The sequence below is a fragment of the Caballeronia sp. GAWG2-1 genome, from assembly GCF_023631405.1.
In the GTDB taxonomy this organism is placed as follows: Bacteria; Pseudomonadota; Gammaproteobacteria; order Burkholderiales; family Burkholderiaceae; genus Caballeronia.
On sequence record NZ_JALQDD010000013.1, the window covers coordinates 294,987 to 321,284 of the forward strand.

Below are 26,298 nucleotides of genomic sequence, written 5' to 3' on the forward strand. Positions count from 1 at the left end.
AAGGAAAAATGGGGATTCAGGCCGGGCGCAGCGTGTCGTCGGGCAGCCAGAAGACCGCGCGGCCTTCGGGCGTGTCGCGTTCCTCGACGGCGAGTGCGCGCAGACGCGCGCCGCGGCACGGACCGCCGACGCACTTGCCCGTGTCGGGCTCGTAGATCGCGCCGTGCGTCGCGCACATCAAGTATAGGCCCGAGCTTTCGAAGAACTGGCCTTCGACCCAGTCCAGTTCCATCGGGACATGCGCGCAGCGGTTGAGGTAGCCGAAAGGTTTGCCGTCGTAGCGCACGAAGAACACCACCGCTTCGCCGCTCGCATCCGCCGCGTTCAGGCGCCGGCCCGCGCCGCCGGCGCCGAGTTCATCGGCGGCGCACACGCGCACGGCGATCGCGGCTTGCGTCGGCTCGCTCATGCGTGCTCCCGCAGCCAGCCCGCCAGAGACGCGATGCTATCCGCGCAGAACTTCGGTTCCAGCTTCGTCAGCGAATCTGCCGGATGCGCGCCGTAGCCCACGCCGATGCCCGCCGCGCCCGCGTTGATCGCCATCTGCAGGTCGTGCGTGGTGTCGCCGATCATCACCGTGCGCGACAAATCCTGGCCGAGTTCGCGCGTGAGTTCGTGGAGCATGGCCGGATGCGGCTTCGAAAAGGTTTCGTCGGCGCAGCGCGTGGCGTCGAAATGGCTCGTGAGGCGCGACTCGTCGAGCGCGCGGTTCAGTCCGACACGGCTCTTGCCCGTCGCCACCGCGAGAAAATAGCCCTCTTCGCGCAGTTCCCGAAGCAACTCGCGCACGCCAGTGAAAAGTTCGGTCGTCTGGCCGGTCGTCAAAAAGTGATAGCGATAACGCTCGGCCAGACGCGGATAGTCGGAAGGATCGAGCGTGGGCGCGCAAATCTGCAGCGCGTCCCTGAGGCCGAGGCCGATCACGTAGCTCGCGGATTCATCGGCCGGAACTGGCAGCCCCAGATCGCGGCATGCCGCCTGAATGCTGCGCGTGATGTGCGCGGTCGAATCCATCAAGGTGCCGTCCCAGTCGAAGACGATCAAATCGAATTGCTGCCGCGCCATGTAACGTGTCTCACTGTTGATCTTGGTTTAAGAGCTTGAGCTGGTCGATGCAGCGCCGGCATTCCGCCGGCAGCGGCGCTTCGAGCTGCAGCGGCTCGCCGGTCGCCGGATGCGTGATTTTCAGTCGATAAGCGTGCAAGAACATGCGTTTGAGCGACGGTTTCGCGTTCGGACGCGCGAGCTCCTTGTTGAGCGCGAAATCGCCGTACTTGGCATCGCCCGCAATAGGCAGGCCGAGACTCGCCATATGTACGCGAATCTGGTGCGTGCGGCCGGTTTTAAGTTCGGCCTCGACCCAGGCGTAGTCGTCCCAGCGCTCGATCAGATTGAAAACCGTATGTGATGGCAGACCGTTCTCCTGAATCCGCACGCGCCGCTCGCCGTCCGCCGCCACGTACTTGTGCAGCGGCTCCTTGACGATACGCCGCCGTCCCCAGTCGCTTGGCCAGTCGCCATGTCCGAGCGCGTAGTAACGTTTGTCGACGCGATTCTCACGAATCTGCTCGTGCAGATTGACGAGCGCCGCACGCTTTTTGGCAAGCATGAGCACGCCGGACGTCTCGCGATCCAGCCGATGCACGAGTTCGAGAAATTTCGCGTGCGGGCGCGCGTTGCGCAATTGTTCGATGACGCCGAACGCCACGCCGCTGCCGCCGTGGACCGCGACGCTCGACGGTTTGTCGATGACGATCAAATGGTCGTCCTCGAAAATGATGGGGAATTCAGCGGCCGGCGCGTTCGACGACAGCGGTTTTTCATCTGGCTGCGCGACACGAATGGGCGGCACGCGCACGAGATCGCCGATTTCGAGCCGGTACGCGGAATCGATTCGGCCTTTGTTCACGCGCACTTCGCCACTGCGCAGAATTCGGTAAATATGGCTTTTGGGCACGCCCTTGCAGACGCGCAATAGAAAATTGTCGATGCGCTGACCGGCAGCGGTTTCGTCGATTTCGATCATCGACACCTGCTCGCTTGCGACCTGTTTATGGGATGTTTTGCCTAACTCATTCATTCTGAATATAATTTGCGAGCAGTCTGAAAAACAGCGTGACACGAAAACCGTGGCTGCGAACTATCAGACTGTACAGGTGCAAGCAATAAACCATCATTTTACTTGCGCCCAGGGCCGGTTGCTCGCCCGGAAAATCGAGCAACAAGTTGCACGCACGGCGATATCACCGGCAGGGACGGGGCCCACAGGCGCGTTCGGTCGAGTGATCGTCGATCGGTAACGGATTTTTGGTCAAAAAGAATTTTTATCGGCGAGAAGCGATGGCGCCCGGTCGTTGAAGCCGGTCGCCCGCCCAGATTTTCCCCTGCCATCGAGCAACGGGACGAACGGCAAATCGAAGCTCGCCGATTGCGAACAACTCGCGACGACATCGCGGCTGCGCTGATTCCGGCGAAGCGCGATAGCAGTTAAAAAACGTCGCAGTGAGGCGAGACATGCGGCACGCCAGCGGAGCTTTCGGGTCTGCGGCCGTGCCAGCGCGGTCAGGCAAGGGTCGAGGTCGGCGAAGAAGCATCGCGCGAAATTACGCGAGGCCGCCCTCCTGCATTGCCGCCGTCGGAGGAGAAGGCTCTGTTCGAAGAGCGCAGCGGGTTTGGCGCGTCTAATTTGAGACGCGAAACCCCCGGCGCCGCCGTTTTTCCTCGACGCGTTTTACCGCGCAGCGCACCGTATCGGCGCGCCTCCCAGTTGTCGCAAGGTGCCCCACGGCCCGGCCCGCTCATGCGCCCGTGCCCGCTTTCGGCAATTCTCCCGCCAGAAGTCCCGCTCCAGCGTGCTTTGTGACAACACACAAAAAGCGCGGCACGCTCGCCCTCCCGCTTCGCCCGCCGATGTTCGACCACGGGTTCGAACTCCGCGCCGATTCGCAAGATGAGGGACGGCAGAGCCGCTCTGGAGCCGTTCAATGAAACGCATGCTGTTTAATGCGACGCAGCAGGAAGAACTCCGCGTCGCCATCGTCGATGGGCAGAAGCTCATCGATATCGACATCGAAACCGCCGGGCGCGAACAGCGCAAAGGCAACATCTACAAGGGAGTCGTCACCCGCATCGAGCCGTCGCTCGAAGCCTGTTTCGTCAACTACGGCGAGGACCGCCACGGTTTTCTGCCGTTCAAGGAAGTCGCCCGCCAATATTTTCGCGACGGCATCGAGATGCGCTCCGCGCGCATTCAGGACGCGCTGCGCGAAGGCCAGGAACTGATCGTTCAGGTCGAAAAGGAAGAGCGCGGCAACAAGGGCGCGGCGCTGACCACGTTCATTTCGCTCGCCGGACGCTATCTCGTCCTGATGCCGAACAACCCGCGCGGCGGCGGCGTGTCGCGCCGGATCGAAGGCGACGAGCGGCAGGAACTGCGCGAAACCATGGCGCAGCTCGAACTGCCGGAAGGCATGAGCATCATCGCGCGCACGGCGGGAATCGGACGCTCGGCCGAAGAACTCCAGTGGGACCTGAATTACCTGATGCAACTGTGGCGCGCGATCGAAGCCGCGTCGCAGAGCGGCGTCGCCGGCCAGCCCATGCTGATTTATCTCGAATCGAGCCTCGTCATTCGCGCGATTCGCGACTATTTCCAGCCGGATATCGGCGAAATTCTCATCGACACGACCGAAATCCATGATCAGGCGCGCGCCTTCATGGACATCGTGATGCCCGACAACCTGCAAAAGGTGAAGCGCTATCACGACGACGTGCCGCTGTTCTCGCGTTTCCAGATCGAGCATCAGATTGAAACCGCGTACTCGCGCACGGTGCCGCTGCCTTCGGGCGGCGCGATCGTGATCGATCACACCGAGGCGCTCGTCGCCATCGACGTGAACTCGGCGCGCGCGACCAAGGGCGCCGACATCGAGGAAACCGCCACGCGCACCAATCTGGAAGCCGCCGACGAAGTCGCGCGCCAGTTGCGTCTGCGCGATCTGGGCGGGCTGATCGTGATCGACTTCATCGACATGGAGTCGGCAAAGAGCCAGCGCGAGGTCGAACAGCGCCTGAAAGACGCGCTCAAGCACGACCGTGCGCGCGTACAAATGGGCAAGATTTCTCGCTTCGGGTTGATGGAACTGTCGCGTCAGCGGCTGCGTCCGGCACTCTCCGAAGGCAGCCACGTCACCTGCCCGCGTTGTAACGGCACGGGCCATATCCGCGATACCGAGTCGTCCGCGCTGCAAGTGCTGCGGATCATTCAGGAAGAAGCGATGAAGGAAAACACCGCGGCGATTCATTGCCAGGTGCCGGTCGAAGTGACCGCCTTCCTATTGAACGAAAAGCGCTCGGAAATCAACAAGATCGAGTCGCGCTTCAAGGTCAACGTCGTTCTGATTCCGAACAAGCATCTGGAGACGCCGCATTACAAGCTGGAGCGTCTGCGTCACGACGATGCCCGTCTCGACGAACCGCGCGCCTCGTGGAAGATGGCAGTGGAAGCGGCAACCGAGATGGAATCGGAAACCGGCTACAGCAAACGCACCGAGGAAGTAAAGCCGAAGCAGGAAGCGGCGGTCAAGGGCATCACGCCTGAAAAGCCCGCGCCGAGCGCGCCGGTCAAACCGGCGCCGGTCGAGGCCGCGCCCGTTGCAGCGACACCGGAGCCGGCGAGCGGCGGGTTCATCGCGTGGATCAAGAACCTGTTCGGCATTCAGCCTGAAGTCAAACCGGCGCCCGCGCCGGTCGAAGCGCAACCCGCCACGCGCGCGCCACGCGAGCGACCGGAGCGCGGCGAACGCACGGGCGGCGGCGATCGCAACCGTAATCGCCGGGGCGGTGCGAATCGCGATGGCGCGGCCGTAGGCGCCGCTGCCGGCGCAAACGGCGTGAATGGCGCGGTTGGCGGCGGCAATGGCACGGGCCGTCAAGGCGCACGCCGTGAAGACCGCGAGGCGCGTCCGGGTCGCGAAGGCCGTGAATTGCGCGAAGTTCGTGAGCCGCGTGAAGCACGCGAAGGACGTGAAGGACGCGAACCCCGCGAGGCGCGCGAGCCGCGTGAGGCACGTGAGCCGCGCGAACGCAATCAGGACCGAAACGCCGAACGCGCACCGCGCGCCGAGGCTGCGGAGCGTCCGGAACGACGCGAGCGTGCGGATCGCGGCGAGCGTGGTGAACGTGGCGATCGTGCGGAACGCACCGAGCGTCCGGAACGTGGCGAGCGTCGCAAGCCGCAAGCCGAAACCGCCGTCGAAGCACTGACGCCAAGCGAAGCGGTGCCGTCGGAGATCGTCGAAACGGCGCAAACCGACGACGACTTCGCGCAGCAAAACGGTCTCGACGCGATGTCGGCGGAACAAGCCGCGCGTGATGGCGAAGAGCGTCGTCGCCGCCGTCGCGGTCGTCGTGGCGGTCGTCGCGAACGTGAAGATGACGGCACGACGGTGAATCACGCCGCCGATGTCGCCGAAGCGGAAGGCGCAGCCGAAAGCATGTCGGCGCAAGCTGGCGTATTCGATGCCGAAGCCGCGCAAGAAGCCGCCGCGCGTCGCGAACCGCGTCCGGCCGTCGCCGCGCCGCAGCCTGTCGCCGAACGCAGCGTGGAGAAGGCGCCCGAGCAAGCCGTCGCTGCACCGGTGCAAGCGCCTGTGCGCGTCGAGCAGCCGTCGCAGACCGAGGCTATCGAAGCGAACGCGCAGTTGAAGGCGACGACGCCCGAACCGGCGCCGGAGTTTTTCGCGAAGCCGGATGCGTCGCTCGCGGTCGATAACCCGTTCGGCCCGACGCCGAAACTCGCGGAAACTAAGCCCGCCGATCCTTTCGCGCCTGCCACGTCTGCTGCTCCCGCAGCCGTGGAAGAAGCGAAGCCTGTCGAAGTGGCCGCGCCTGTCGAAACCGCGAAGCCAGTGGAAACGGCCAAGCCGTTCGAAGCTCCGGCTGAGGCAATCGCGGAAACGCCGTCCGCCGAAGCCGCGCCGGTACGGGCCGAACCCGCCGAACCCGTCAAGGTCGCCGCGGTTGCAGCGACGCCTGAGGCGACTTCGGTTCCGCCCGTGCAGGTCCAGGCCGTGGAAACGGTGACGACTGAAAGCGTGATTGAAACGGCAGTGGCTTCGCAGCCCGTCGCAGTGGAAGCGGAGCCGGTGAAAGCCGCCGCGCCCGCAGCTGCACCGGCCGCGACGCCGGTATCGACGGAAGCGTTGCAGCCGATGCTCGAATCCGCCGGCCTCGTCTGGGTCAACACGGACGCCAGCAAGCTGCGCGACGCCAACGCCGCAGCCGAGCGCGAAGCCGCGCCGGCACGCGTGCCGCGCGAGCGCAAGCCGCTGCCGCCTGTGAGCGCCGCGCCGATGCAGCAAGTGGAAACCGGCAAAGACGCGCAGTAAGCGTAGTGCCGCCGCCGGGCGTTCCACGGAACGCCCGGTTGCGCAGGAAAAACGCCATCGGCTAACGTCGATGGCGTTTTTTTTTGACGCCTAGGTATGGAAAGCCTGTACCAAAGGGTAAGACGACTGGTTCGCCGCGTTCCGCTAAAATGACTGCGTGCTTCTACTATTCGAACAAGCCTCCGAGCCGAGCAAGACCGCCGCCATGTCCCGACGCATCATCCCCTTAGCCGATGTCAGCGCCATTCCGGATTTTTCCGGCGCGGTGGCATTGCCATCCGGGTTGCTGACGGACACGCTCGCGCGTCCGCTGCGCGATCTGCGCATCTCGGTCACGGATCGCTGCAACTTCCGCTGCGTCTACTGCATGCCGCGCGACGTGTTCGACAAGGACTACCCGTTTCTGCCGCATTCCGCCCTGCTCTCGTTCGAGGAAATCGAGCGGCTGGCGCGCGTCTTCGTGGCCCACGGCGTCGAAAAAATCCGTTTGACGGGCGGTGAGCCGCTACTGCGCAAGAACATCGAATTTCTGATCGAACGACTCGCGCTTCTGCGCACGCCCGAAGGCCGTCCGCTCGATCTCACGCTGACCACCAACGGATCGCTGCTCGCGCGCAAGGCACGTTCGCTCAAGGATGCGGGGCTGTCGCGCGTCACGGTCAGTCTGGATGCGCTCGACGACACGCTTTTTCGCCGCATGAACGACGCCGATTTCGCCGTGGCCGACGTGCTCGACGGCATCGAAGCCGCGCAGTCGGCGGGCCTTTTGCCGATCAAGGTCAACATGGTCGTCAAGCGCGGCACGAACGATCAGGAAGTCGTGCCGATGGCGCGTCACTTCAAGGGCAGCGGCGTGGTGTTGCGCTTCATCGAATACATGGATGTCGGTGCGTCGAACGGCTGGAACATGAGCGAGGTGTTGCCGTCCGCGCAAGTCGTCGAGCGGATCGCCGAGCACTTCGCGCTCGCGCCGCTCGAAGCGCATACGGCCGCCGAAACCGCGCAACGCTGGGGCTATCTCGACGGCAGCGGAGAGATCGGCGTGATTTCGAGCGTCACGCGCGCGTTCTGCGGCACTTGCACGCGCGCGCGGCTCTCGACCGAAGGCAAGCTGTACCTCTGCCTTTTCGCCACGTCCGGCCACGATCTGCGCGCGCTCATTCGCGGCGGCGCGAGCGATGCCGACGTCGCCAACGCCGTTGCGCACATCTGGCACGCGCGCGGCGATCGCTACTCGCAATTGCGCGGCAGCGCGGCGGGAAACGCGCGCCGTGAAGCGCCGCGCGTCGAGATGTCGTACATCGGCGGTTGATGCCCGTGGCTCCGGAAAATCAGACTACCGGACTCGTGCTCGCGGGCGGACGCGGCTCGCGCATGGGCGGCGTCGACAAGGGACTACAGCTCCTGCGCGACGAACCGCTCGCGTTGCATGTGCTGCGCCGCCTCGCGCCGCAGACGGACGCCATGCTCATCAGCGCGAATCGTTCGGGCGACGACTACGCTCGGCTCGCTATGCGTTTCGATGCACGCGTCATCGCCGATTCGCTCGCCGATTATCCCGGCCCGCTTGCCGGCATCGCCACTGCATTGCGCGCGGCGCACACCGAGTTCGTGCTGACCGCGCCTTGCGACGCGCCTTTCGTCGATCCGCAACTCGGCACCACGTTGCGACGCGCGCTCGACGAACATGGCGCGGACATCGCTTATGCCGCGACCGTCGATACGGACGAAACGCGCATCGCGCATCCGGTATTCGCGCTGATTCGAACCTCGCTCGCCGACGATCTCGACGCCTGGCTCGCCGCCGGCGAACGCAAGGTCCGTGCGTGGTACGCGCGCCACAAGGCGGTGCAAGTGCCATTTCACGATGATCGCGCGTTTTACAATATCAATGATTTGTATCAGCTAGCTGAACTGGCGCGTCGTTAGCCACGCGCATTCGTTCAGGTTCAGCCGGTTCCAGCATCGCTGTCCTTCCCGACTTCGGTCGCGACCATTCCGATTCATGACCACGTCCAGGCCCTTCTCCGCTTGCGTCACTTACTACGATCCGAACGCGCTGCCGGTTGCGGCCGCGCAGGAAATCGTTCGTCAGTGGGCCATGCCGCGTGGAAATGCCGGGCGTGTCGGACGCGTAAGTCTTTATGAGGCGCTCGGCCGCGTGCTCGCCGAAGACGTGATCTCGCCCATCGATGTCCCGGCATTCGACAACTCCGCAATGGACGGCTACGCGTTCAAAAGCGCCGCGCTCAATGCCGCGCGCGATGCCGTCGAACTGAACGTCGCGGGTATCGCGCTCGCCGGACGTCCTTTCAGCGCCGAACCCAACTCGGCTCAATGCGTGCGCATCATGACGGGCGCGCTGATTCCGCCGGGCTGCGACACCGTCGTGCCGCAAGAACTCGTCACGCGCGATGACGACGTCATTCGCTTCCCATCAACCGTCGTGAGCGAAGGCCAGAACCGGCGGCTCGCTGGCGAAGACTTGGCTCGCGGCAAGGCCGCTTTGCAAGCAGGCCGTATCGTGCGGGCGTCCGACCTCGGTTTGCTCGCGTCGCTCGGAATCGCCGAAGTCGCGGTGCGGAAGCGTCTCGTCGTCGCGTTCTTTTCCACGGGCGACGAGTTGCGCTCCGTCGGTGAACCGCTTGCGCCCGGCAGCCTTTACGACAGCAACCGCTACACCCTTTTCGCGATGCTGCGCCGCCTCGACGTCGAGACGGTCGATCTGGGCATCGTGCGCGACGACCAGGCATCGCTGGAGAAGGCGTTGCGCGAAGCGGCGCAAGCAGCGGATGTCGTCATCAGCTCGGGGGGCGTCTCGGTTGGCGACGCCGACTTCACGCGCGAACTGATGAACTCGCTCGGCGACGTCGCATTCTGGAAGATCGCCATGCGTCCCGGCCGCCCGCTCGCATTCGGCCGCTTGTGGTCGGGACCGCGCGCGGGCACGGGCGAATCGGCGCTCTTTTTCGGCTTGCCGGGGAACCCCGTTGCCGTGATGGCCACGTTCTACTTCATCGTCCGTGAAGCCTTGCTGGCCATGTCGGGCGCCGCACGCCAGCCGCTCATCGAGATTCGCGCGACCTGCGCCGAGCCGATCAAAAAGCGCGCGGGCCGCACGGAATTTCAGCGCGGCATTGCAAGCCGCCGCGCCGACGGTCAATGGAGCGTCGTGACCACCGGGCCGCAAGGTTCAGGCGTGCTGAGTTCCATGAGCCGGGCCAATTGCTTCATCGTGCTCGAACACGATCGCGGCAATGTCGAAACGGGCGATTCCGTGGATATCGTGCCGTTCGACGGCCTCGTTTGAGCGCGCCAAAAAGTACGGCGACGCGATCACCACCATTTTTTATCGATAGACGGGTTTTTAGTCCATGAAAAAGCAGATCTCATCCATTGCACCCGGACAGACGGCCAAGGCCCTGATCCTCGTGTATCTGACTTTCAGCGTGCCGATCGTGCTGCTCGGCGTGGTAGTCGCGTTCGTGCGATACGGCTCGGTGGAAGTGAGCACGGTCACGAGCGCGCTGCTGCTCAACGCAATCCTTGGCTTCGTGCTGTTGTGGATTGCGTGCCATGCTTATAACTGGGTGGCGTCGCGTTTCGGCGGCATAGAAATCGTGTTGTCCGACGCACCGGAGGAAGCGTGAGCGGCGCGTCGATTCGCCCCGCCACGCCCGCCGATATCGGCGCGATCTACGCGCTGATGTACGAACTCGCGGAATTCGAGAAGCTCACGCATCTGTTTATCGCGACCGAAGATGGCGTGCGTGATGCGCTCTTCGGCGCGCGTCCGTCAGCCGAAGCGCTGGTCGCGGAACAGGCAGGCGAAGTGGTCGGCTATGCGCTCTTCTTCCATAACTTCTCCACGTTTCTCGGCAAGCGCGGGCTGTATCTGGAAGATCTCTACGTGCGCCCGACGTTGCGCGGCAGCGGCCTCGGCACGCAGATGCTCAAGCGGCTTGCGGCACTTGCGGTCGAGCGTCAGTGCGGCCGCTTCGAATGGTCGGTGCTGGACTGGAATCAGAACGCTATCGACTTCTATGAAAAGATGGGCGCAACCGTATTGCCGGACTGGCGCATCGTGCGTATCACGGGTGAGTCGCTTGAGCGGTTGGCTTCGTAGACGCGGTTGCATCGCTGACGCGCAGGCCGCTTATCCATCTGAAGCTCGTCAAAGCTCGTCGTCCCCGTCCCGCGGCAGCGCGGCCTCGTCATCCCCGAGCAGACCACGCGCTTCCTCACCCGGAAGCGCTTCCACATCGCGCAGGCGCTTGCCCATTTGACGCGTGCGCGTCTGCGCCGCTTCAATCGAGCGCGTGACGGTTTCGAGCTGCGACTTCGTTTTCGCGAGTACATCGCCGAACTTGTTGAACTCGGTTTTCACCGCGCCGAGCACCTGCCACACCTCGCTCGACCGCTTTTCGATAGCGAGCGTCCTGAAGCCCATTTGCAGACTGTTGAGCAGTGCCGTGAGTGTGGTCGGACCGGCCACGCTCACGCGATGCTCGCGCTGTAGATAGTCGGTCAGACCCGGACGCCGCAGCACTTCGGCATACAAACCCTCGGTCGGCAGAAACAGCAACGCGAAGTCGGTCGTATGCGGCGGCGACACGTACTTCTGCGCGATGGAACGCGCCTCCGCGCGCAAGCGTCCTTCGAGCGCACGCGCGGCCTCTTCCACACCGACGGGATCTGCGCGATCTTGCGCATCGACGAGACGCTCGTAATCCTCGCGCGGAAACTTGGCGTCGATAGGCAGCCACACCGGCGTCGCGGCATCGCCCGGCGCGCCCGGCGTGTCGTGACGGCCCGGCAACTTGACTGCAAACTCCACGCGTTCGTTGCTCTTGGGCACGGTCGCGACGTTCTTCGCGTATTGATCCGGCGTGAGCAACTGTTCAAGCAACGACTCCAGTTGCACTTCGCCCCAAATGCCGCGCGTCTTGACGTTGGTCAGCACCTTCTTCAGATCGCCGACGCCCGCCGCGAGCGTCTGCATCTCACCCAAGCCCCGATGCACTTGTTCGAGCCGGTCCGACACCAGCTTGAACGATTCGCCGAGCCGCTGCTCCAGCGTGGAATGCAGCTTTTCATCGACGGTGCGGCGCATTTCATCGAGTTTCGCCGAGTTGTTCGCCTCGATGTCCTTGAGGCGCGCTTCGAGCGTCGCGCGCACTTCGCCGAGCCGCCGTTCGTTCGCTTCCGATAGCTGGCCGAGATGCAAAGTCATGGAGTCGGCGAAGCGCTTGAGCGCGTTGCCCTGATCGTCGCGCGCCTGCTGACTCTGCTGCGCGAGTTGCTGCGCAAGCGCGTCGAACTGCGCGTTCTGCACGCTCGACGTGCTCGCCAACTGCGTCGCGAGCGTCTGATGAAACTGCGTGAAGCCGCTTTGCGATTCCATGCGCGAGACGCGCGCGCTCTCCGCGATATCGCCACGCAAGCCGCGTTCGAGCCGCTCCTGCGCGCGCGTCTGCGCCTCGCCCATGTCGTTCACGCGGTCGGTGAGCGCGACGAATTCCTCTTCGATATCGACACGGGACGTGCGCCGCATCGTCGCAAACAGGACGACGAGCGCAACCAGAAGCGCAAACGCCAGGAGCGCGATCGCGCCGTACAACAGTTCGATCATTTTTTCAGCACGTCCGGGTTGATCGGATTCGGCGGATTGCCGGCGCGCGGTCCTTCACCCAAACCGGCGATGAGATTGTCCGCGGCGAGATTGGCCATCGCGCGGCGCGTCGACTCGGTGGCGCTCGCGATATGCGGCGTCAACGCGACGTTGTCGAGCAACAGGAAATCGGGATTGAAGTCGGGTTCGCCTTCGAACACGTCGATCCCCGCGGCCGCGATACGCTTCTCGCGCAGCGCGGCGATCAACGCCGAATCGTCGACGATTCCGCCGCGCGCGATGTTGGTAAGCGTGGCCGTCGGCTTCATCAACGCGAGCTCGGCCGCGCCGATGGTGTGATGGTTCTCTTTGGTGTAGGGCAGCACGAGCACGACGTGATCCGCGCGCTTCAACAAGTCTTCCTTCGACGCGTACTCCGCGTTGAGTTGCGACTCGATCTCCGGCGCGACGCGCGAACGGTTGTGATAGATCACGCGCATGTCGAAGCCCACCGCGCGGCGCGCCAGCGCTTGCCCGATCCGGCCCATGCCGATCACGCCGAGCGTCGAGCCGTACACGTCGGTGCCGAGGAACGAATCGAAATTCCACTTCTGCCATTTGCCCGCGCGCAGAAAGTGCTCGGATTCGGTCACGCGCCGGGCCGCAGCCATCATGAGCGCCCAGCCGAAGTCGGCGGTGGTTTCGTTCAGCACGTTGGGCGTGTTGGTGCCGAGCACCTTGTGCGCGTCGAATGCGTGCATGTCGAAGTTGTTGTAGCCGACCGCCATGTTCGCGACGACTTTCAGGTTCGGCGAGCCCGCCAGTTCCGTTTCGCCGACCATCTCACCGGCAGTGAACGCGCCGTCCTTGTCGGCCAGACGCGCGCGAAACTCCTCCTGGCCAAGCACGTCGCCCGGATTCAGATCGACTTCGAAATACTGTTTCAGACGTTCGACCACATCGGGAAAAGTGGGACGCGCAACAAGCACCTTCTTCATCGAATTGCTCCTAGAAAAATAGCCAGCCCAAGACGGCGAATAACGGCAACAGGACGATGCCAGACCATCCCATATAACCGAAGAAGCCCGGCATGCGAATGCCGCGCGATTCGGCGATTGCCTTCACCATGAAATTCGGCGCATTGCCGATATACGTGTTCGCGCCCATGAAGACCGCGCCCGCCGAGATTGCCGCGAGTGTGGACGCGCCCGTGGTCATGAGCGTGGGAGCGTCGCCGCCCGCGAGATTGAAGAACACGAGATACGTCGGCGCGTTATCGAGGAACGAAGACAGGATGCCCGTGGCCCAGAAATAGGCGAGATCGTGCGGCTTGCCTTGGTCGGACACCGCGTGCACGATGCCCGCGAACGCGCCCGACTCGCCCGCGCGCAGAATCGTGATGACCGGCGCGATGGTGATGAAAATGGCCGCGAAAAGCTTCGCCACTTCTTCGATAGGCGCCCAGCCGAACGCGTTGCCCTCGCGCGCGCTTTTCGGCGTGAGCACGAGCGATGCGAGCAGCACGATCACCAAAGCCGCGTCGCGCACGACGTTCTGCAAATGCAGATGCGTGCCGTACACATCGAACACGACGCCCGGCTTCCAGATGCCGCTCATCAGCACCAATGCGACGACCGCCGCGAGCAGCAAAAAGTTGATCCTGCCGTCGATGTGAACTGCAATCGTCCCGACCAAGCCGGGCTGCGTTTTTTCTTCCTTGCGCCAGAAATAAGTATCCAGCGCGTAGAAGAGCGCGAGGAGAACGACGGAGACGAGGAGCATCGGCAGAAAGAGATGCGTGGTCGTCCAGAAGAACCCGACGCCGTTCAGAAAGCCGAGGAACAAAGGTGGATCGCCGAGCGGCGACAACGAGCCGCCCACGTTTGCCACGAGAAAGATGAAGAACACGACCACATGCACGACATGCCTGCGGTTTTCGTTGGCGCGCAAGAGCGGGCGGATCAGCAGCATGGCCGCGCCGGTCGTGCCCATGAGGCTTGCCAGCACGGTTCCCAGTGCGAGCAACGAGGCATTCAGACGCGGCGAGCCGCGAAGATCGCCGTGCACGCAAATGCCGCCCGCGACCGTGTACAAGGAAGCCAGCAAAACGATGAACGGTATGTACTCTTCGAGCATCGCGTGAACGAATACGCCGAGCGCCGTGCCGCCGCCGAACGCAGCCGCGAAGGGTACGAGAAACGCGAGCGCCCAGAGCAACGCGATCTTGCCGAAGTGGTGATGCCAGAGCTTCGCCGCGACGAGCGGAAACACCGCGATGGAAAGCAGCATGCCGAAGAACGGAACGCCCCACGCCGCCGACAAGCTCGCGCCATCGACCGTGGCCGCCGACGCGTTCGACATCGCGCCGAGCAATGCCATGCAGCCGAGGAGAAGAGACCGCACTGCGCTCACGCTTCGGTCACGACGACTACATGCACGCGATACGGCCCATGCGCGCCCAGCACGATGGTCTGCTCGATATCGCCGGTGCGCGACGGCCCGGAAACGAAGTTCACCGCACGCGGCAGTTCGCCCCGTTCGGCGCGAATCAGTGCGAAGGCGTCTTCATGCGCCGCGACGATGCGCGAAGCCGGCACGACCGCGATATGCGTCTGCGGCAAGAGCGCGCCGGACGCGGGCGTATCCGGGCCGGACAGCAACACGAGCGACCCGGTTTCCGCCGTCGCGCAAAAGCAGCCCGTGATGCCGACGAGATCCGCGTCTTCCGGCTTGCGTAACGACGCTTGAATGCCCGCCTGGGTCCACGGCAACTCAGCCAACGCAGGCCATGCGACGGCATCGGTGGCAAGATTCAACGAGCGGAGGTAGCGCGCGGCTTCGGCGGGAGCATCGCCGAGCGCGGCGACTTCGGCGACGGTGGTCGAGAGCCGTTCGGCTTCGAGCCGGAACCGCGCGATGAGCGCGTCGCGGGTGTCGGGCAACGGCGGGCGCGGACCTTCGGGATGACGCGTCAGATAGTCGTTCGCGGTGGCACGCTCGGCTTCGGTCGGCTCATCGCGTCTGCCCTGCGCGCTGCGTATGCGCGCGAGAATATTGCGGCGCGCCGCCGATGTGTCCATGGTGCCGTCCTTACGAGTGCGAGAGTGTTCCGGATGCGTGCGCGCCACGAGTCCTGGCGGCACTATGGAATTATATCGAGCGGTCTTGAGCGCGCGAACCTCGGCCGAAAGGCATAGGCCGCGCGCGGGAACAAAGCACGAACCAAGCGTCAGTCGGTCTCGCCCGCTTGCTTCTCGATGCCGAACACTTGCCTCAGATAAGCAAGATATGCCTTGTCGTCGCACATGTTCTTGCCGGGGGAATCGGAGAGTTTCGCCACCGGCTGACCATTGCAGCGAACCATCTTGATGACGATCTGCAATGGCTGATAGCCCAGGTCATTCGTGAGATTCGTGCCGACGCCGAACGCGAGCTGACAGCGCCCGCGGAAACGCTCATACAGTTGCAGCACCTTCGGAATATCCAGCGCGTCCGAGAACACGAGCACCTTGGTGCGCGGATCACAGCGGTTTTCCTCGTAATGCCGGATGAGGCGTTCGCCCCAGTCGAAGGGATCGCCGGAATCGTGACGCGCGCCGTCGAAGAGCTTGCAGAAGTACATGTCGAAGTCGCGCAGGAACGCCTTCATGCCGTAGACATCCGACAGCGCGATACCCAGGTCGCCGCGATATTCCTTCGCCCACATTTCGAAGCCGAAGATCTGCGAGTCGCGCAGACGCGGGCCGAGTGCCTGACACGCTTGCAGGTATTCATGCGCCATGGTGCCGAGCGGACGCAAACCATGCTTCATCGCGTAGAACACGTTGCTCGTGCCCGCGAACTGTTCGCCGAGCCGCTCCTTGAGCGTTAGCACGACTTCCTCGTGCCATTGGCCCGAAAAGCGGCGGCGCGTGCCGTAATCGGCAATCTTGCAGTCCGAATATTCGGGCGGTGTGGCGAGCAGTTTGATCTTGTCGCGCAGACGTTCGCGCCCGGTTTCGTATTCGGGCTTTTTCTGCGTATTGCGGAAATACACTTCGTTGACAATGGCCAGCACCGGAATCTCGAAGAGAATGGTGTGCAGCCAAGGCCCTTCTATTTCGATGTCGATCTCGCCGTTGCCCTTCTTCGACGGCGCGATGCGAATGGACTTCTCGTTCAGATGAAAGAGCGCGAGAAAGTCGATGAAGTCGCTCTTGATGAAGCGCATTCGCCGCAGATAGTCGAGCTCTTCTTCCTTGAAGCGCAGGTTGCAGAGTTGACGCACCTCGTCCCGAATCTCGTCGATGAACGGCACCAGATCCACTTCCGGCGTGCGGCAGCGAAAGCGATACTCGACGTGCGCCGCCGGGAAATGATGCAGGACCACCTGCATCATGGTGAATTTGTAGAGATCGGTATCGAGCAGCGAATTGATGATCATGGTTCTGGCTTGTACATCGATGCAAGGATGCCCGCGCGCTGTATAGGCCGCTACCGACCGCTATTGACAAGACGCGCCGCGCGCTGTCCGTTCATGTTACCCGAATGCGTGCACGGCATCCTGCCGCCCCGGCCCTTTTAGGAAAGCCGCATACATTAATCACGAATCGATATAAGGCGCATGGCGCGGCGCTCGCGTCGCCTTTTACCGTTACGCTACAATATGCGTTTTGGCGAGCGAGCCGCGCACGGCCCTGTGCCGCTGCCCATATGGTCATCTAAAAACGCCGCCCTCCCCCGAATTGCGCATGCAGGAGCCTGAATGACTCACGTTGTGACCGAAAGCTGCATCAAGTGCCGCTACACCGATTGTGTGGACGTGTGCCCGGTGGATTGCTTCCGCGAAGGTCCCAACTTTCTCGCGATCGATCCGGACGAATGCATCGACTGCGCCGTGTGCGTGGCCGAATGCCCGGTGAATGCAATCTATGCCGAAGAAGACGTTCCCGGCGACCAGCAACACTTCACCGAACTGAACGCGGAACTCGCGCGCAACTGGCCGAGCATCACGAAGACCAAGGCGCCGCTGCCGGAAGCCGACGAATTCAAGGACGTGAAGGAAAAGCTGGATCTGCTGGAGCGCTAAGCGGCTGTATTTGCCGCCGTGTCATTTGTCGGACGCGCAGGATCAATCAATTTCGTTGCAAAAAACCGTTATTGAATGAAGATTGAGCGTTGACAGCGCAGAAAGCGCTCCCTATAATTTCGTTTCTCTGCAGTAGATGTTCCCCGATAGCTCAGTTGGTAGAGCGCCGGACTGTTAATCCGTAGGTCCCTGGTTCGAGCCCAGGTCGGGGAGCCACTCAGTATCGAGCAGGTTCCAGACAGAATCAAAGGAAAACCCAGCCGAGTTGTGAGCTGGGTTTTTTGTCTCATCAGAGACTCGTTTCAAGCGTAGTAGCTGTTCCCCGATAGCTCAGTCGGTAGAGCGCCGGACTGTTAATCCGTAGGTCCCTGGTTCGAGCCCAGGTCGGGGAGCCACCCAGTTTCATACAAAAAGCCCAGTCATTCGACTGGGCTTTTTTGTTTGCGCAAATAGCAGTAGCGCTCTTCTAAGCATCTAAGCAGCAAGCCAGACAACCGTCAGCGATCGCACGCCCTGTGCGCCGCGAATCAGCACGCCCTCGATATCCGCCGTGGCCGAAGGCCCCGTTACCAGCACCGCATAACGGGCCGACTGAAAATCGGGTCGTCGATAAACCTGCTGCAAGCCTTCGACGAGTTGCGAAGGATCGAGCAGCACGACGAGATGCTGCACGATATAACCGATTGAATTGACGACGTACTCCTTTTCGCTGAACCACACGGAGCCAGTCTCCGCCACGCCGAAGCGCCCTCTCACGACGCCCACATCGACATCCTGAAGCGACGACGGAACGGTATCGACCGTAATCGGCCGCGTGCCTTCGATTCCCGCCACCGCCGACGCCACCGCTGCGCCATCGCCGAAACGTTGCGCGATCATCGCGCCGACTTCGTCCAGGCTCTGCGCTTCCACGCATGTTCCACCCATGGCGATGAGCGCGGTTTCGAAGCGCGTGCGCAGATCGCCCTCGGGCGTCGCGAAAACGGGCACATCGGGAAGCGGGCGCGAAGCGGGCTGCGCCGCGCGGATCTTCGACAGAAAAGCTTCGCGAGTCGTCATTTGGCGATCTTCCGGTTTTTCTTGTACCACTCGTGAAAGGTCTCGGCGGGCGCTTCGGGCAAGTCACGCTGCCGGCCCCAGATGTTGAGCGGGTTGTACAGCACGAAGTTCGGCAGCCGCTTGAGCGCGCCGCCAAGCGATGCCACCGTCGCGCGATAAAGCGTCGGACTCGCGAGCAGCCGTCCCGCCATCTTCAGCACTTCCTGTTTCACGAACGGCACTTCGTGGCGTTCGGCGATCACCTCGCGCCACTTGTAAATCTGTTCATGAATATTCACCTTTACCGGGCAGACGTTGGTGCAACTGCCGTTCATCGTCGAGGCAAACGGCAGGCTGCTGTAGCGCTTGAGATCGTGCGTCGGATTGATGATCGCGCCGATCGGCCCCGAATACGTGCCGCCGTACGATAGCCCGCCGCTTCGCCGATACACCGGACACGTATTCATGCACGCGCCGCAGCGAATGCACTTGAGCGAGAACCAGAAGTCGTCGAGCGCGAGGCGTTCGGAACGGCCGTTATCGACGAGGATGTAATGCATCTCCGTGCCCGGCCGAGGCGCGCGAAAGTGCGACGTGTACTGCGTGATCGGCGAGCCGAGCGCGCTGCGCGAAAGCATGCGCACGAACACGCCGAGATCGGCAATACGCGGAATGATCTTCTCGATGCCGATGGACGCGATATGCAGCGGCGGCACGTTCGCCGAGAGATCCGCGTTGCCTTCGTTCGTGCAGACGACAACCGTGCCCGTTTCCGCCACCGCGAAATTGCAGCCCGTCATGCCGGCCGTCTTCTCGCGCACGAAGTACGGCCGCGTGTCCATGCGCTGGCTTTCGGCGAGATAGTGGATGTCGCTGTTGTCCGGATCGGTGCCGATCGTGCGTCCAAAAAGCTCCGCCACATCCGCGCGCAGCTTGTGCACGGCTGGCACGACCATATGGCTCGGGTCCTGGTGATCCAACTGCTGAATGCGTTCGCCAAGATCGGTTTCCATCACCGTGATGCCACGCGGTTCGAGATAGTCGCGCATGTAGCATTCGTCGGTGAGCATGGATTTGCTCTTGACGAGCGTGGTCATGCCGCGTTCGCTCATCAGCTTGTGGACGAGCGCGTTGTGCTCTTCCGCGTTGGCCGCGAAGTGCACCACGACGCCGTTCTTCTCCGCCTGATCCGCGAACTGCGCGAGGTATTCGGAGAGATTGGACAGCGTATGTTCCTTGATGCCCGACGCGAGATTGCGCATCTCCTCCCATTCGGGAATACCGTGCGCCTGCGCGTCGCGCTTGCTGCGCAAGTCCCACAGCCGCTTGTCGTGGAACGCGACGTGATCCGGCTTCTGCAGAAACGCGCCCGCCGCCTTCGCGTGATCGATTCTCACCGACTTGCCCGAGGTCTTGCTCATGCGCGCGCTCCGTTGAGAACCTGCGCGATATGGATGAAACGCGCATCGAGTTTGAGACGCTCGGCGCATCCCTGCTGATGCATGAGACACGACATGTCGCCCGACACGATGTACTGCGCGCCCGCGCCGACGTGATCGCGCACTTTGTCCTGACCCATGCGCACGGACACGGCTTCCTCGGTCACGGAGAACGTGCCGCCGAAGCCGCAGCATTCGTCGGGTCGCGCGGGCGCGACGAATTCGATGCCCTTCACGCCTTCGAGCAGCGCGCGCGGCTTGGAAAACGGCGCCGCCGCCACTTCCGAATTCGAGGTTTCGCGCAAGTGCCGCACCGCGCTGCAACTGTTGTGCAGCCCGACGCGATGCGGGAATTCGGCCCACGGAAACTCGCGCACCTGCAAGACGTCGTGCAGGAATTCGACGAGCTCGTAGGTGTTTTTTCTGACCTTCGATACCGCGCTCGTCTGTTCGATGGCCGTGAAGTGCTCGCGCACGTGATGCACGCAACTCGCCGACGGTCCGACGACGTAGTCGTAATCCGCGAAGTTGCGCGTAAACACGCGCTCGGCGCCTGCGGCTTCCTTGTGAGCGCCGCTATTGGCCATCGGCTGGCCGCAGCAGGTTTGATCCTGCGGGTAATCGACATCGAGTCCGAGGCGTTCGAGCAGTTCCAGCGTGGCGACGCCGATCTGCGGATAGAAGGCGTCGATGAAACAGGGCACAAACAGGGCGACTTTCATGGGTTCCGAAACGGCGACTTGAGGATTGGGGGCCGGATTTTGGTAAGCTTGGTCTGACCAAGACTTTAAAGAGATGGCCCTTTCGTGTCAAACTCCGAAAGTCCCGATTTATCTCCACTGCTCGAACGATGCCTTTTCAGCCCGTCCACTCGCATTCCTACGCCCGCGTGCGCTTGTCGGACGTGGTGTCGGGGCAGATACGCGAGTTGATCTCGAACGGCACGCTCCTGCCTGGCCAGCGCCTCCCAGCCGAGCGCGATCTGGCGGAACAACTCAACGTTTCGCGGCCGTCGCTGCGCGAGGCGCTTATTCGGCTGGAGTCGGACGGCTTCATCCGCGCGGTGGCGCGCGGCGGATTCGTCGTGTCGGATGTGACGGCGCCGCTCGTGTCGCATCCACTCGCCGCACTCCTCGAACAGCAACCCAACGCCAGCGCCGATGTCCTCGAATTGCGTCATGGCCTCGAAACGCTGTCCGCTGCCTACGCCGCCGAGCGCGCCTCCGAGGCGGATCTGACGCGCATCGCCGATGCATTCCAGGCGCTCGAAGCCGCGGTGGCCGACAAGAGCACGCGCATTGCCGAAAAAGACGCCGCGTTTCATCTGGCTATCGCCGACGCCACGCACAACGTCGCGCTGGCGCACGTCATGCACGGTCTCAACGAATTGGTGCGCGAGTCCATGCTGACATCGCACCGTCTGGTCGATTACGACGATGAAGTCGAAGCGAACTTGCTCGCCCAGCATCGCGCCATGTTCGATGCCATCGCCGCCCGCGACCCCGCCCGCGCCCGCGAATGCGCCGGAGCGCATCTCGATTACGTGCGCACGCTGTATCGGGATCAGCCAGCGCGCAGGATTCGCGTGATGGAATGACCAATCGTAACGTGCCGGTAAGAGAGCATAGGACTGCGCCTACACGTATTTAGGACACACACGGCTAACGCCGCGCGCGCTTCCTCGCGATACTGGAATCGTCAAAAACAACACGCGAAGGAGGACGACATGCCTTACCTACTCGGATGGCTGCTCGGTGTGCCCGTCGTGGTTCTGGTGATCCTGTATCTGATCTTCCATTGAATCGCCGATTGGCCGAATGCTTGCGGGAAAACAGCAAGGGCGTCGATACAATACGACGCCCTTTCTCTTTTTCCGAAGGATCACGATGAACCGCACTCTCCTCACCGCTACCGCTGCGGCGCTCGTTACCTTGTTCGGCGCGGCAATAGCGCAGGCCGAGGAAATCGCGAGCGTCAACACCAATTTCCGTTTCACCGGTTCCGACCGCGTGACCGTCGAAGCCTATGACGATCCGCTCGTCGCGGGCGTCACCTGCTACGTGTCGCGGGCGCGCACGGGCGGCGTGAAAGGCACGCTCGGCATCGCGGAAGATCCGACGGAATCGTCTATCGCCTGCCGTCAGGTCGGGCCGATCAAATTCACTCAGCCGCTCAAGCAGAAGACCGATGTCTTCTCCGACCGCATGTCGTTCATCTTCAAGACGCTGCACGTGGTGCGCGTGGTCGACGCCAAACGCAATACGCTCGTCTACTTGACCTACAGCGACCGCATTGCGACCGGCAGCCCGAAGAACAGCGTGACGGCGGTGCCGGTTCCCGAAGGCACGACCATTCCCGTGAAGTGAAGGAAGTGAAGCGACGCGCGCGCCCCGCCGCGCCCACAATGAAGTTGTAAACTGTACGACTTGCCGGCAGGCTGGTTGAAACCGTCACGCGAGCCACGAGCGCCGCACGATCGTACAAGCCCGATGCTTACTGCATGCCTTATCCTCCCGGCGACCGATATGAATGCCCAAGCGCTCGTATTGGCTTATAACGGAGGCACGATTTGAAAGCAGTATCCAGCCCCGCGCTGCGAGAATTCGCCGCCGGCGCGCGCGACACCATTCCAATGATGGTCGGCGCCGCGCCCTTCGGCGTCATCTTCGGCACGCTCGTCACGGCGAGCCCGCTCACGCTCTGGCACGGCCAGCTGATGTCGCTCGCGGTGTTCGCGGGCTCGGCGCAGTTCATCGCCATCGGCATGATCGCGGGACACGCGAGCTTCATCGTGATCTGGGCGACGACCTTCGTCATCAACTTGCGGCACGTCCTTTATTCGGCGACGCTCGCGCCTTATGTCGCGCATCTGCCCGCGCGCTGGCGCTGGACGCTGTCGGGTCTGCTCACCGACGAAGTGTTCGCCGTCGCTTACGCGCATTACCAGAAGCGCGCGCCGGGCGAAATCGGCCCGCACTACTTCTTCGGCTCCGGCCTCTCGATGTATCTGAACTGGCAACTGTGGACGCTCGTCGGCTTGCTCTTCGGCGCCGCATTCCCAGGGCTCAAGTCGCTCGGGCTGGACTTCGCGATGGTCGCGACGTTCATCGCCATCATCGTGCCGCAACTGGTGGCCGTGCGCTTTGTCGCGGCGGCGATGGCATCGGGCGTGCTGTCGTTCGCGTGGCAGGACTGGCCGTACAAGCTCGGCCTGCTTGCGGCGGTGCTGGTGGGAATCGGAGTCGGCATGGCGATCACGCTGATGGAACGACGCGAGCGTGAATCGAACGGCGATAACCGCAAGGAGCGCGCACGATGACCACATCGAACTATGTGCTGCTGATTCTCGGCATGGCGCTCGTCACGTATCTGATCCGCGCGGCCGTCTTCGTGCTGGGCGAGCGGTTGCCGTTTCCGCCCATCGTGCGCACGGCGCTCGGCTTCGTGCCGGTGACGGTGCTGACCGCGATCATCGTGCCGATGACCGTCTCGCCGCATGGCAACGGCGCGGAAATCACGTGGCGCAACCCGCAACTCGTGGCCGCCGTGGTTGCGGTGGCCGTGTGCGCGTGGACCAGGCGGCCCTTACTTACCATCGGGGTGTCGCTCGCGGTTTTCTTCGTTTGGCAGTTCGTCGTCTTGCGTTAAAGGCTTCTTCGCGCAACGGCTTTCAGAACACCCTCAAGTTCCCGGCTGTAACGCCGTTATCAGAAACGAATGGACTCCGCCGTCGAAGCGGACGCCAAAGGCATTTCCCGCCATCGGGCCATCCGAGCGCGGAACCGGGAACCAACATGCGTCAAATAACCCTATCGTTTCGCGACGAGACCATCGCTTCATTGCATCGCGACTATGAGGCGTTCATGCGCCTGTCGCTCAAGCTCGACCCGCAGTTCGTCACGCCGACGTTCGAGGACTTTCTGCGCGCCAAGCTGCTCGACAATCCGACGCCGCTGACCGAGCAGGCGGTGCAGCGCATGCTGTCGCAAGGCCAGTACGCGTGGGCCAAGCGCGCGCTCGACAAGGAATTTCCGGATGTCGTCGAGATTTTGATCCGACAGGCGGCCGAACACGGTTTCGCGTTCGCGATCCGCTCGGACTGGAACGCCGAGGATCTCGTGAAGGCATCGCGCGAATGGGCGACGGCCATCGTCACCGAGGCGAAGGGCGATGCTTCGCAAGTCGATGTGCTCGCCTCGCAGATCAAGTCGGCCGCGATGGATATCCGCGAAGTCGAGGAGAAGATGCAGACGCCCGCATGGCGCCTCGCCGATTCGCTGCGTCAGCGCACCTATGAGACGAAGATCGCGGTGGAAAACAGCGTTGGCTCGAATGCGCGCGAGAAGCTCGGTGAATTGCGCTGTCTGCTGCGGCTCGGCATTTTTTATGGGTCGATTCAGAAGCAGGAAGCGCAGCAGGTACTCGAATACATTCGCTCGCTGCGGCCGGAGTTGTTTGTCGATGAACCTTATGATGGGTTCACGCGGTTTGCCGCATGGCTACGGAGCATCTTTGCGCCGGCGCCGCGCGTGCCGAAGACTTCGCGGGCGCAGCGTTAGGCGTGGACCGGGCGCCGCTTACCGCTAATCCCACATCCCCTTCAAGCGCGCCGCGATATCGATCTTCGCCTTAGCCGCGGCCGCGAGTCCCGCCGCCGTCGGCGCGGCGGCGACCGGAACCGGCGGCCACGCGGTGGCTTCGAAGTTCTGCATCAGATGCTGCGGAATGAAGCGCGTGCGTTGCGCCCACACGTGCCGGTCGCCCAGATGCGTCTGGTTGTGCACGTAAAAGCGCTGCGGCGTGACGATATGCAGATCTTCCTTCGCGCGCGTCATCGCTACATAAAGCAGCCGCCGCTCTTCGTCGATTTCCTCGTCGCTACCCGTGCCCAGATCGGATGGAATGCAGCCGTCCACGCCGTTCAGCACGAAAACATTGCGCCATTCCTGCCCCTTCGCCGAATGGATTGTCGAGAGAATCAAATAATCTTCGTCGATGAGAGGCACGCCGGACTCGTCGCTGGTCGCATCGGGCGGATCGAGCGTGAGTTCGGTGAGAAAGCGCTCGCGCGTGGGATAGGTCGACGCGATGCTCTCCATCTGCAATACGTCGCCAATACGGATGGCCGCGTCTTCGTGATTGCGTTCGAGATGCGGCTCGTACCACCGGCGGATCATTTCGAACTCCGCCGGCCAGCCGCTCTCGCGGCCGCAGAGTTTCGCCATCAGGCCGACGAAACGCGGCCAGTCTTCGCTGGCGCGGGCGGGCGCATGGAACGCGGCAATCGCATTCGATGAACGTTCGGCTTGGGCCACGCTGTCCAGCAGCCGCCCGGCGATGGCCGGCCCGACGCCCGGCAGCAATTGCGCCACGCGAAAGCCGGCGACACGATCGCGCGGATTTTCCGCCCAGCGCAATACGGCGAGTACGTCCTTGACGTGCACGGAGTCGAGAAACTTGAGCCCGCCGAATTTCACGAACGGAATGTTCTTGCGCGTGAGTTCGATTTCGAGCGTCGCGCTGTGATGCGCCGCGCGAAACAGCACGGCCTGCGACTTGAGCTTCATGCCACCCTCGCGCGCCTCCAGCACTTGCTCGACGATATAGCGCGCCTGATCGGCTTCATCGGCGACACTCACCACGCGCGGTTTTTGCGCCGATGCCTTGTCGGTCCAGAGGTTCTTCGTATAGCGCTCGGTGGCCATGCCGATCACCGCGTTGGACGCTTCGAGAATGGGCTGCGTCGAACGATAGTTGCGATCGAGCGTGACGGTCGCGGCGGGCGGGTCGAAGTGCCGCGGAAAATCGAGGATATTGCGCACCGTCGCGCCGCGAAACGAGTAGATGGACTGCGCATCGTCGCCGACGACGGTGAGGCCGCGGCCGTCCGGTTTCATCGCCAGAAGAATGGTGGCCTGAAGGCGGTTGGTGTCCTGATATTCGTCGACGAGCACGTGATCGAAGCGGCTCGACAGATCGGCGGCGATAGTCGGCTCGGCCGCGAGATGCGACCAGTAAAGCAAGAGGTCGTCGTAATCGAGCACGCTTTGCGTCTGTTTGGCCGCGACGTAGGCGGCGAAGAGACGCTTCAAGTCCGCCTCCCACTCGCGGCACCACGGATACGACTGATCCAGCACGGCGGCAAGCGAGGCGCCCGTGTTGACCACCCGCGAATAAATGCTGAAGCACGTGGACTTGGCGGGAAAGCGCTTCTCTTTCGACGATAACCCGAGCTCGTGGCGCACGAGGTTCATGAGATCGGCGGAGTCTTCGCGGTCGTTGATGGTGAACGACGGCGCGAGCCCGACGAGATCGGCGTAATCGCGCAGCAAACGCGCGCCAACGCTATGGAACGTGCCTGACCACGTGAGACCTTGCGCGATGGCGGCCTTGGTGCCCAGCGCGTTCATGGCGATGCGCGTGACGCGACGCGTCATCTCGACGGCGGCGCGGCGCGAGAAAGTAAGCAAAAGGATGCGATGCGGGTCGGCGCCTTTCACCAGCAGATGCGCGACGCGGTGCGCCAGCGTGTTGGTCTTGCCAGACCCCGCGCCCGCGATGACGAGAAGCGGCCCGCCGCAGCGGTTGGGTTCATCGACGCCGAACTCGACGGCGTGGCGCTGCGCCTCGTTGAGCTTGGCGAGATAGGCGGCAACCTGGGCTTCGGCTGCGTCGGCGGTGGCGGTTTCTTCAGGGAGCGTCAGCACGGGAAGAGGCGCAAAAAAGTGTGACGTGTACTGTATATCCATACAG

24 protein-coding genes and 2 tRNA genes are annotated in these 26,298 nt (G+C 62.9%); 14 read left to right on the forward strand and 12 right to left on the reverse strand.

Going from position 1 to position 26,298, the window contains the following annotated elements:
• Positions 1–16 precede the first annotated feature (16 nt).
• The 3 genes from NCR98_RS09715 to NCR98_RS09725 are packed head-to-tail and all read right to left on the reverse strand — an operon-like array spanning position 17 to position 2,080.
• Complete coding sequence (locus NCR98_RS09715; RefSeq protein ID WP_250526070.1) at positions 17–409, reverse strand: Rieske (2Fe-2S) protein; 393 nt, start codon at positions 407–409, stop codon at positions 17–19.
• Positions 406–1,065: an HAD-IA family hydrolase gene (locus tag NCR98_RS09720; RefSeq protein ID WP_250465272.1), complete on the reverse strand. Its 660-nt coding sequence runs from the start codon at positions 1,063–1,065 to the stop codon at positions 406–408. Before NCR98_RS09720 ends, NCR98_RS09715 begins: the two co-directional genes overlap by 4 nt.
• 10 nt (positions 1,066–1,075) lie before the next feature.
• The gene (locus NCR98_RS09725; protein WP_250526105.1) at positions 1,076–2,080 is read right to left on the reverse strand and encodes an RluA family pseudouridine synthase; all 1,005 of its coding nucleotides are present in this window, start codon (positions 2,078–2,080) and stop codon (positions 1,076–1,078) included.
• A gap of 904 nt (positions 2,081–2,984) precedes the next feature.
• On the opposite strand from NCR98_RS09725, the gene NCR98_RS09730 reads away from it, so the two are divergent.
• The 6 genes from NCR98_RS09730 (at position 2,985) to NCR98_RS09755 (ending at position 10,515) form a co-directional block, all read left to right on the forward strand.
• On the forward strand, positions 2,985–6,389 hold the full coding sequence (locus tag NCR98_RS09730; RefSeq protein ID WP_250526071.1) for an Rne/Rng family ribonuclease: 3,405 nt from the start codon (positions 2,985–2,987) through the stop codon (positions 6,387–6,389).
• Positions 6,390–6,594: 205 nt separating this feature from the next.
• The gene (gene moaA, locus NCR98_RS09735) at positions 6,595–7,701 is read left to right on the forward strand and encodes a GTP 3',8-cyclase MoaA (RefSeq protein ID WP_250465275.1); all 1,107 of its coding nucleotides are present in this window, start codon (positions 6,595–6,597) and stop codon (positions 7,699–7,701) included.
• On the forward strand, positions 7,701–8,318 hold the full coding sequence (mobA, locus tag NCR98_RS09740; RefSeq protein ID WP_250526072.1) for a molybdenum cofactor guanylyltransferase MobA: 618 nt from the start codon (positions 7,701–7,703) through the stop codon (positions 8,316–8,318). The genes moaA and mobA overlap by 1 nt, the downstream gene beginning before the upstream one ends.
• 76 nt (positions 8,319–8,394) lie before the next feature.
• Positions 8,395–9,699: a molybdopterin molybdotransferase MoeA gene (moeA, locus tag NCR98_RS09745; protein WP_250526073.1), complete on the forward strand. Its 1,305-nt coding sequence runs from the start codon at positions 8,395–8,397 to the stop codon at positions 9,697–9,699.
• Positions 9,700–9,763: 64 nt separating this feature from the next.
• Positions 9,764–10,039, forward strand: coding sequence for a hypothetical protein (locus NCR98_RS09750; RefSeq protein WP_049655276.1), 276 nt, complete (start codon positions 9,764–9,766; stop codon positions 10,037–10,039).
• Positions 10,036–10,515, forward strand: coding sequence for a GNAT family N-acetyltransferase (locus NCR98_RS09755; RefSeq protein WP_305038162.1), 480 nt, complete (start codon positions 10,036–10,038; stop codon positions 10,513–10,515). Before NCR98_RS09750 ends, NCR98_RS09755 begins: the two co-directional genes overlap by 4 nt.
• Positions 10,516–10,563: 48 nt before the next feature.
• Here the strand turns inward: NCR98_RS09755 and NCR98_RS09760 are convergent, their stop codons facing one another.
• The 5 genes from NCR98_RS09760 to pncB form a co-directional block, all read right to left on the reverse strand.
• A complete protein-coding gene (locus NCR98_RS09760; RefSeq protein ID WP_250526074.1) occupies positions 10,564–12,021 on the reverse strand; it encodes a DNA recombination protein RmuC in 1,458 nt (485 codons plus the stop codon).
• Positions 12,018–12,998 (reverse strand): 2-hydroxyacid dehydrogenase, encoded by a 981-nt coding sequence (locus tag NCR98_RS09765; RefSeq protein WP_250526075.1) that lies wholly within the window; start codon positions 12,996–12,998, stop codon positions 12,018–12,020. Before NCR98_RS09765 ends, NCR98_RS09760 begins: the two co-directional genes overlap by 4 nt.
• 10 nt (positions 12,999–13,008) lie before the next feature.
• Positions 13,009–14,379, reverse strand: a complete 1,371-nt coding sequence (locus NCR98_RS09770; protein WP_250526106.1) for a sodium:proton antiporter — start codon at positions 14,377–14,379, stop codon at positions 13,009–13,011.
• A 29-nt stretch (positions 14,380–14,408) separates the two neighbouring features.
• Entirely contained in the window at positions 14,409–15,080 is a 672-nt protein-coding gene (locus tag NCR98_RS09775; protein ID WP_250526076.1) for a LutC/YkgG family protein, read from the reverse strand.
• Between the two features lie 149 nt (positions 15,081–15,229).
• Positions 15,230–16,423, reverse strand: coding sequence for a nicotinate phosphoribosyltransferase (gene pncB / locus NCR98_RS09780; RefSeq protein WP_250509316.1), 1,194 nt, complete (start codon positions 16,421–16,423; stop codon positions 15,230–15,232).
• A gap of 321 nt (positions 16,424–16,744) precedes the next feature.
• Here pncB and fdxA point away from each other — a divergent pair, with 321 nt between their 5' ends.
• From fdxA to NCR98_RS09795, 3 genes are all read left to right on the forward strand, one after another.
• Positions 16,745–17,068, forward strand: coding sequence for a ferredoxin FdxA (gene fdxA / locus NCR98_RS09785; protein ID WP_062633607.1), 324 nt, complete (start codon positions 16,745–16,747; stop codon positions 17,066–17,068).
• A gap of 140 nt (positions 17,069–17,208) precedes the next feature.
• A tRNA-Asn gene (locus tag NCR98_RS09790) sits at positions 17,209–17,284 on the forward strand.
• Between the two features lie 103 nt (positions 17,285–17,387).
• Positions 17,388–17,463, forward strand: a tRNA-Asn gene (locus tag NCR98_RS09795).
• Positions 17,464–17,542: 79 nt separating this feature from the next.
• Here the strand turns inward: NCR98_RS09795 and NCR98_RS09800 are convergent.
• From NCR98_RS09800 to NCR98_RS09810, 3 genes are read right to left on the reverse strand one after another with little or no spacing between them, the layout of a single operon-like run.
• Positions 17,543–18,127 (reverse strand): LutC/YkgG family protein, encoded by a 585-nt coding sequence (locus NCR98_RS09800; RefSeq protein WP_244825844.1) that lies wholly within the window; start codon positions 18,125–18,127, stop codon positions 17,543–17,545.
• Complete coding sequence (locus NCR98_RS09805; RefSeq protein ID WP_244825845.1) at positions 18,124–19,527, reverse strand: lactate utilization protein B; 1,404 nt, start codon at positions 19,525–19,527, stop codon at positions 18,124–18,126. Before NCR98_RS09805 ends, NCR98_RS09800 begins: the two co-directional genes overlap by 4 nt.
• The gene (locus NCR98_RS09810) at positions 19,524–20,267 is read right to left on the reverse strand and encodes a (Fe-S)-binding protein (RefSeq protein ID WP_250526077.1); all 744 of its coding nucleotides are present in this window, start codon (positions 20,265–20,267) and stop codon (positions 19,524–19,526) included. The genes NCR98_RS09805 and NCR98_RS09810 overlap by 4 nt, the downstream gene beginning before the upstream one ends.
• A gap of 128 nt (positions 20,268–20,395) precedes the next feature.
• On the opposite strand from NCR98_RS09810, the gene NCR98_RS09815 reads away from it, so the two are divergent.
• The 5 genes from NCR98_RS09815 (at position 20,396) to NCR98_RS09835 (ending at position 24,104) form a co-directional block, all read left to right on the forward strand.
• Positions 20,396–21,142 (forward strand): FadR/GntR family transcriptional regulator, encoded by a 747-nt coding sequence (locus NCR98_RS09815; protein WP_244825847.1) that lies wholly within the window; start codon positions 20,396–20,398, stop codon positions 21,140–21,142.
• 289 nt (positions 21,143–21,431) lie between these two features.
• Positions 21,432–21,911 (forward strand): CreA family protein, encoded by a 480-nt coding sequence (locus NCR98_RS09820; RefSeq protein ID WP_250526078.1) that lies wholly within the window; start codon positions 21,432–21,434, stop codon positions 21,909–21,911.
• Between the two features lie 266 nt (positions 21,912–22,177).
• Positions 22,178–22,864: an AzlC family ABC transporter permease gene (locus tag NCR98_RS09825; protein ID WP_250509347.1), complete on the forward strand. Its 687-nt coding sequence runs from the start codon at positions 22,178–22,180 to the stop codon at positions 22,862–22,864.
• Positions 22,861–23,193 (forward strand): AzlD domain-containing protein, encoded by a 333-nt coding sequence (locus NCR98_RS09830; RefSeq protein WP_250465282.1) that lies wholly within the window; start codon positions 22,861–22,863, stop codon positions 23,191–23,193. The genes NCR98_RS09825 and NCR98_RS09830 overlap by 4 nt, the downstream gene beginning before the upstream one ends.
• Positions 23,194–23,339: 146 nt before the next feature.
• On the forward strand, positions 23,340–24,104 hold the full coding sequence (locus NCR98_RS09835; RefSeq protein ID WP_244825852.1) for a DUF4088 family protein: 765 nt from the start codon (positions 23,340–23,342) through the stop codon (positions 24,102–24,104).
• Between the two features lie 24 nt (positions 24,105–24,128).
• On the opposite strand, the gene NCR98_RS09840 is transcribed toward NCR98_RS09835, so the two are convergent.
• Positions 24,129–26,294, reverse strand: coding sequence for an ATP-dependent helicase (locus tag NCR98_RS09840; protein WP_284503805.1), 2,166 nt, complete (start codon positions 26,292–26,294; stop codon positions 24,129–24,131).
• Positions 26,295–26,298 lie beyond the last annotated feature (4 nt).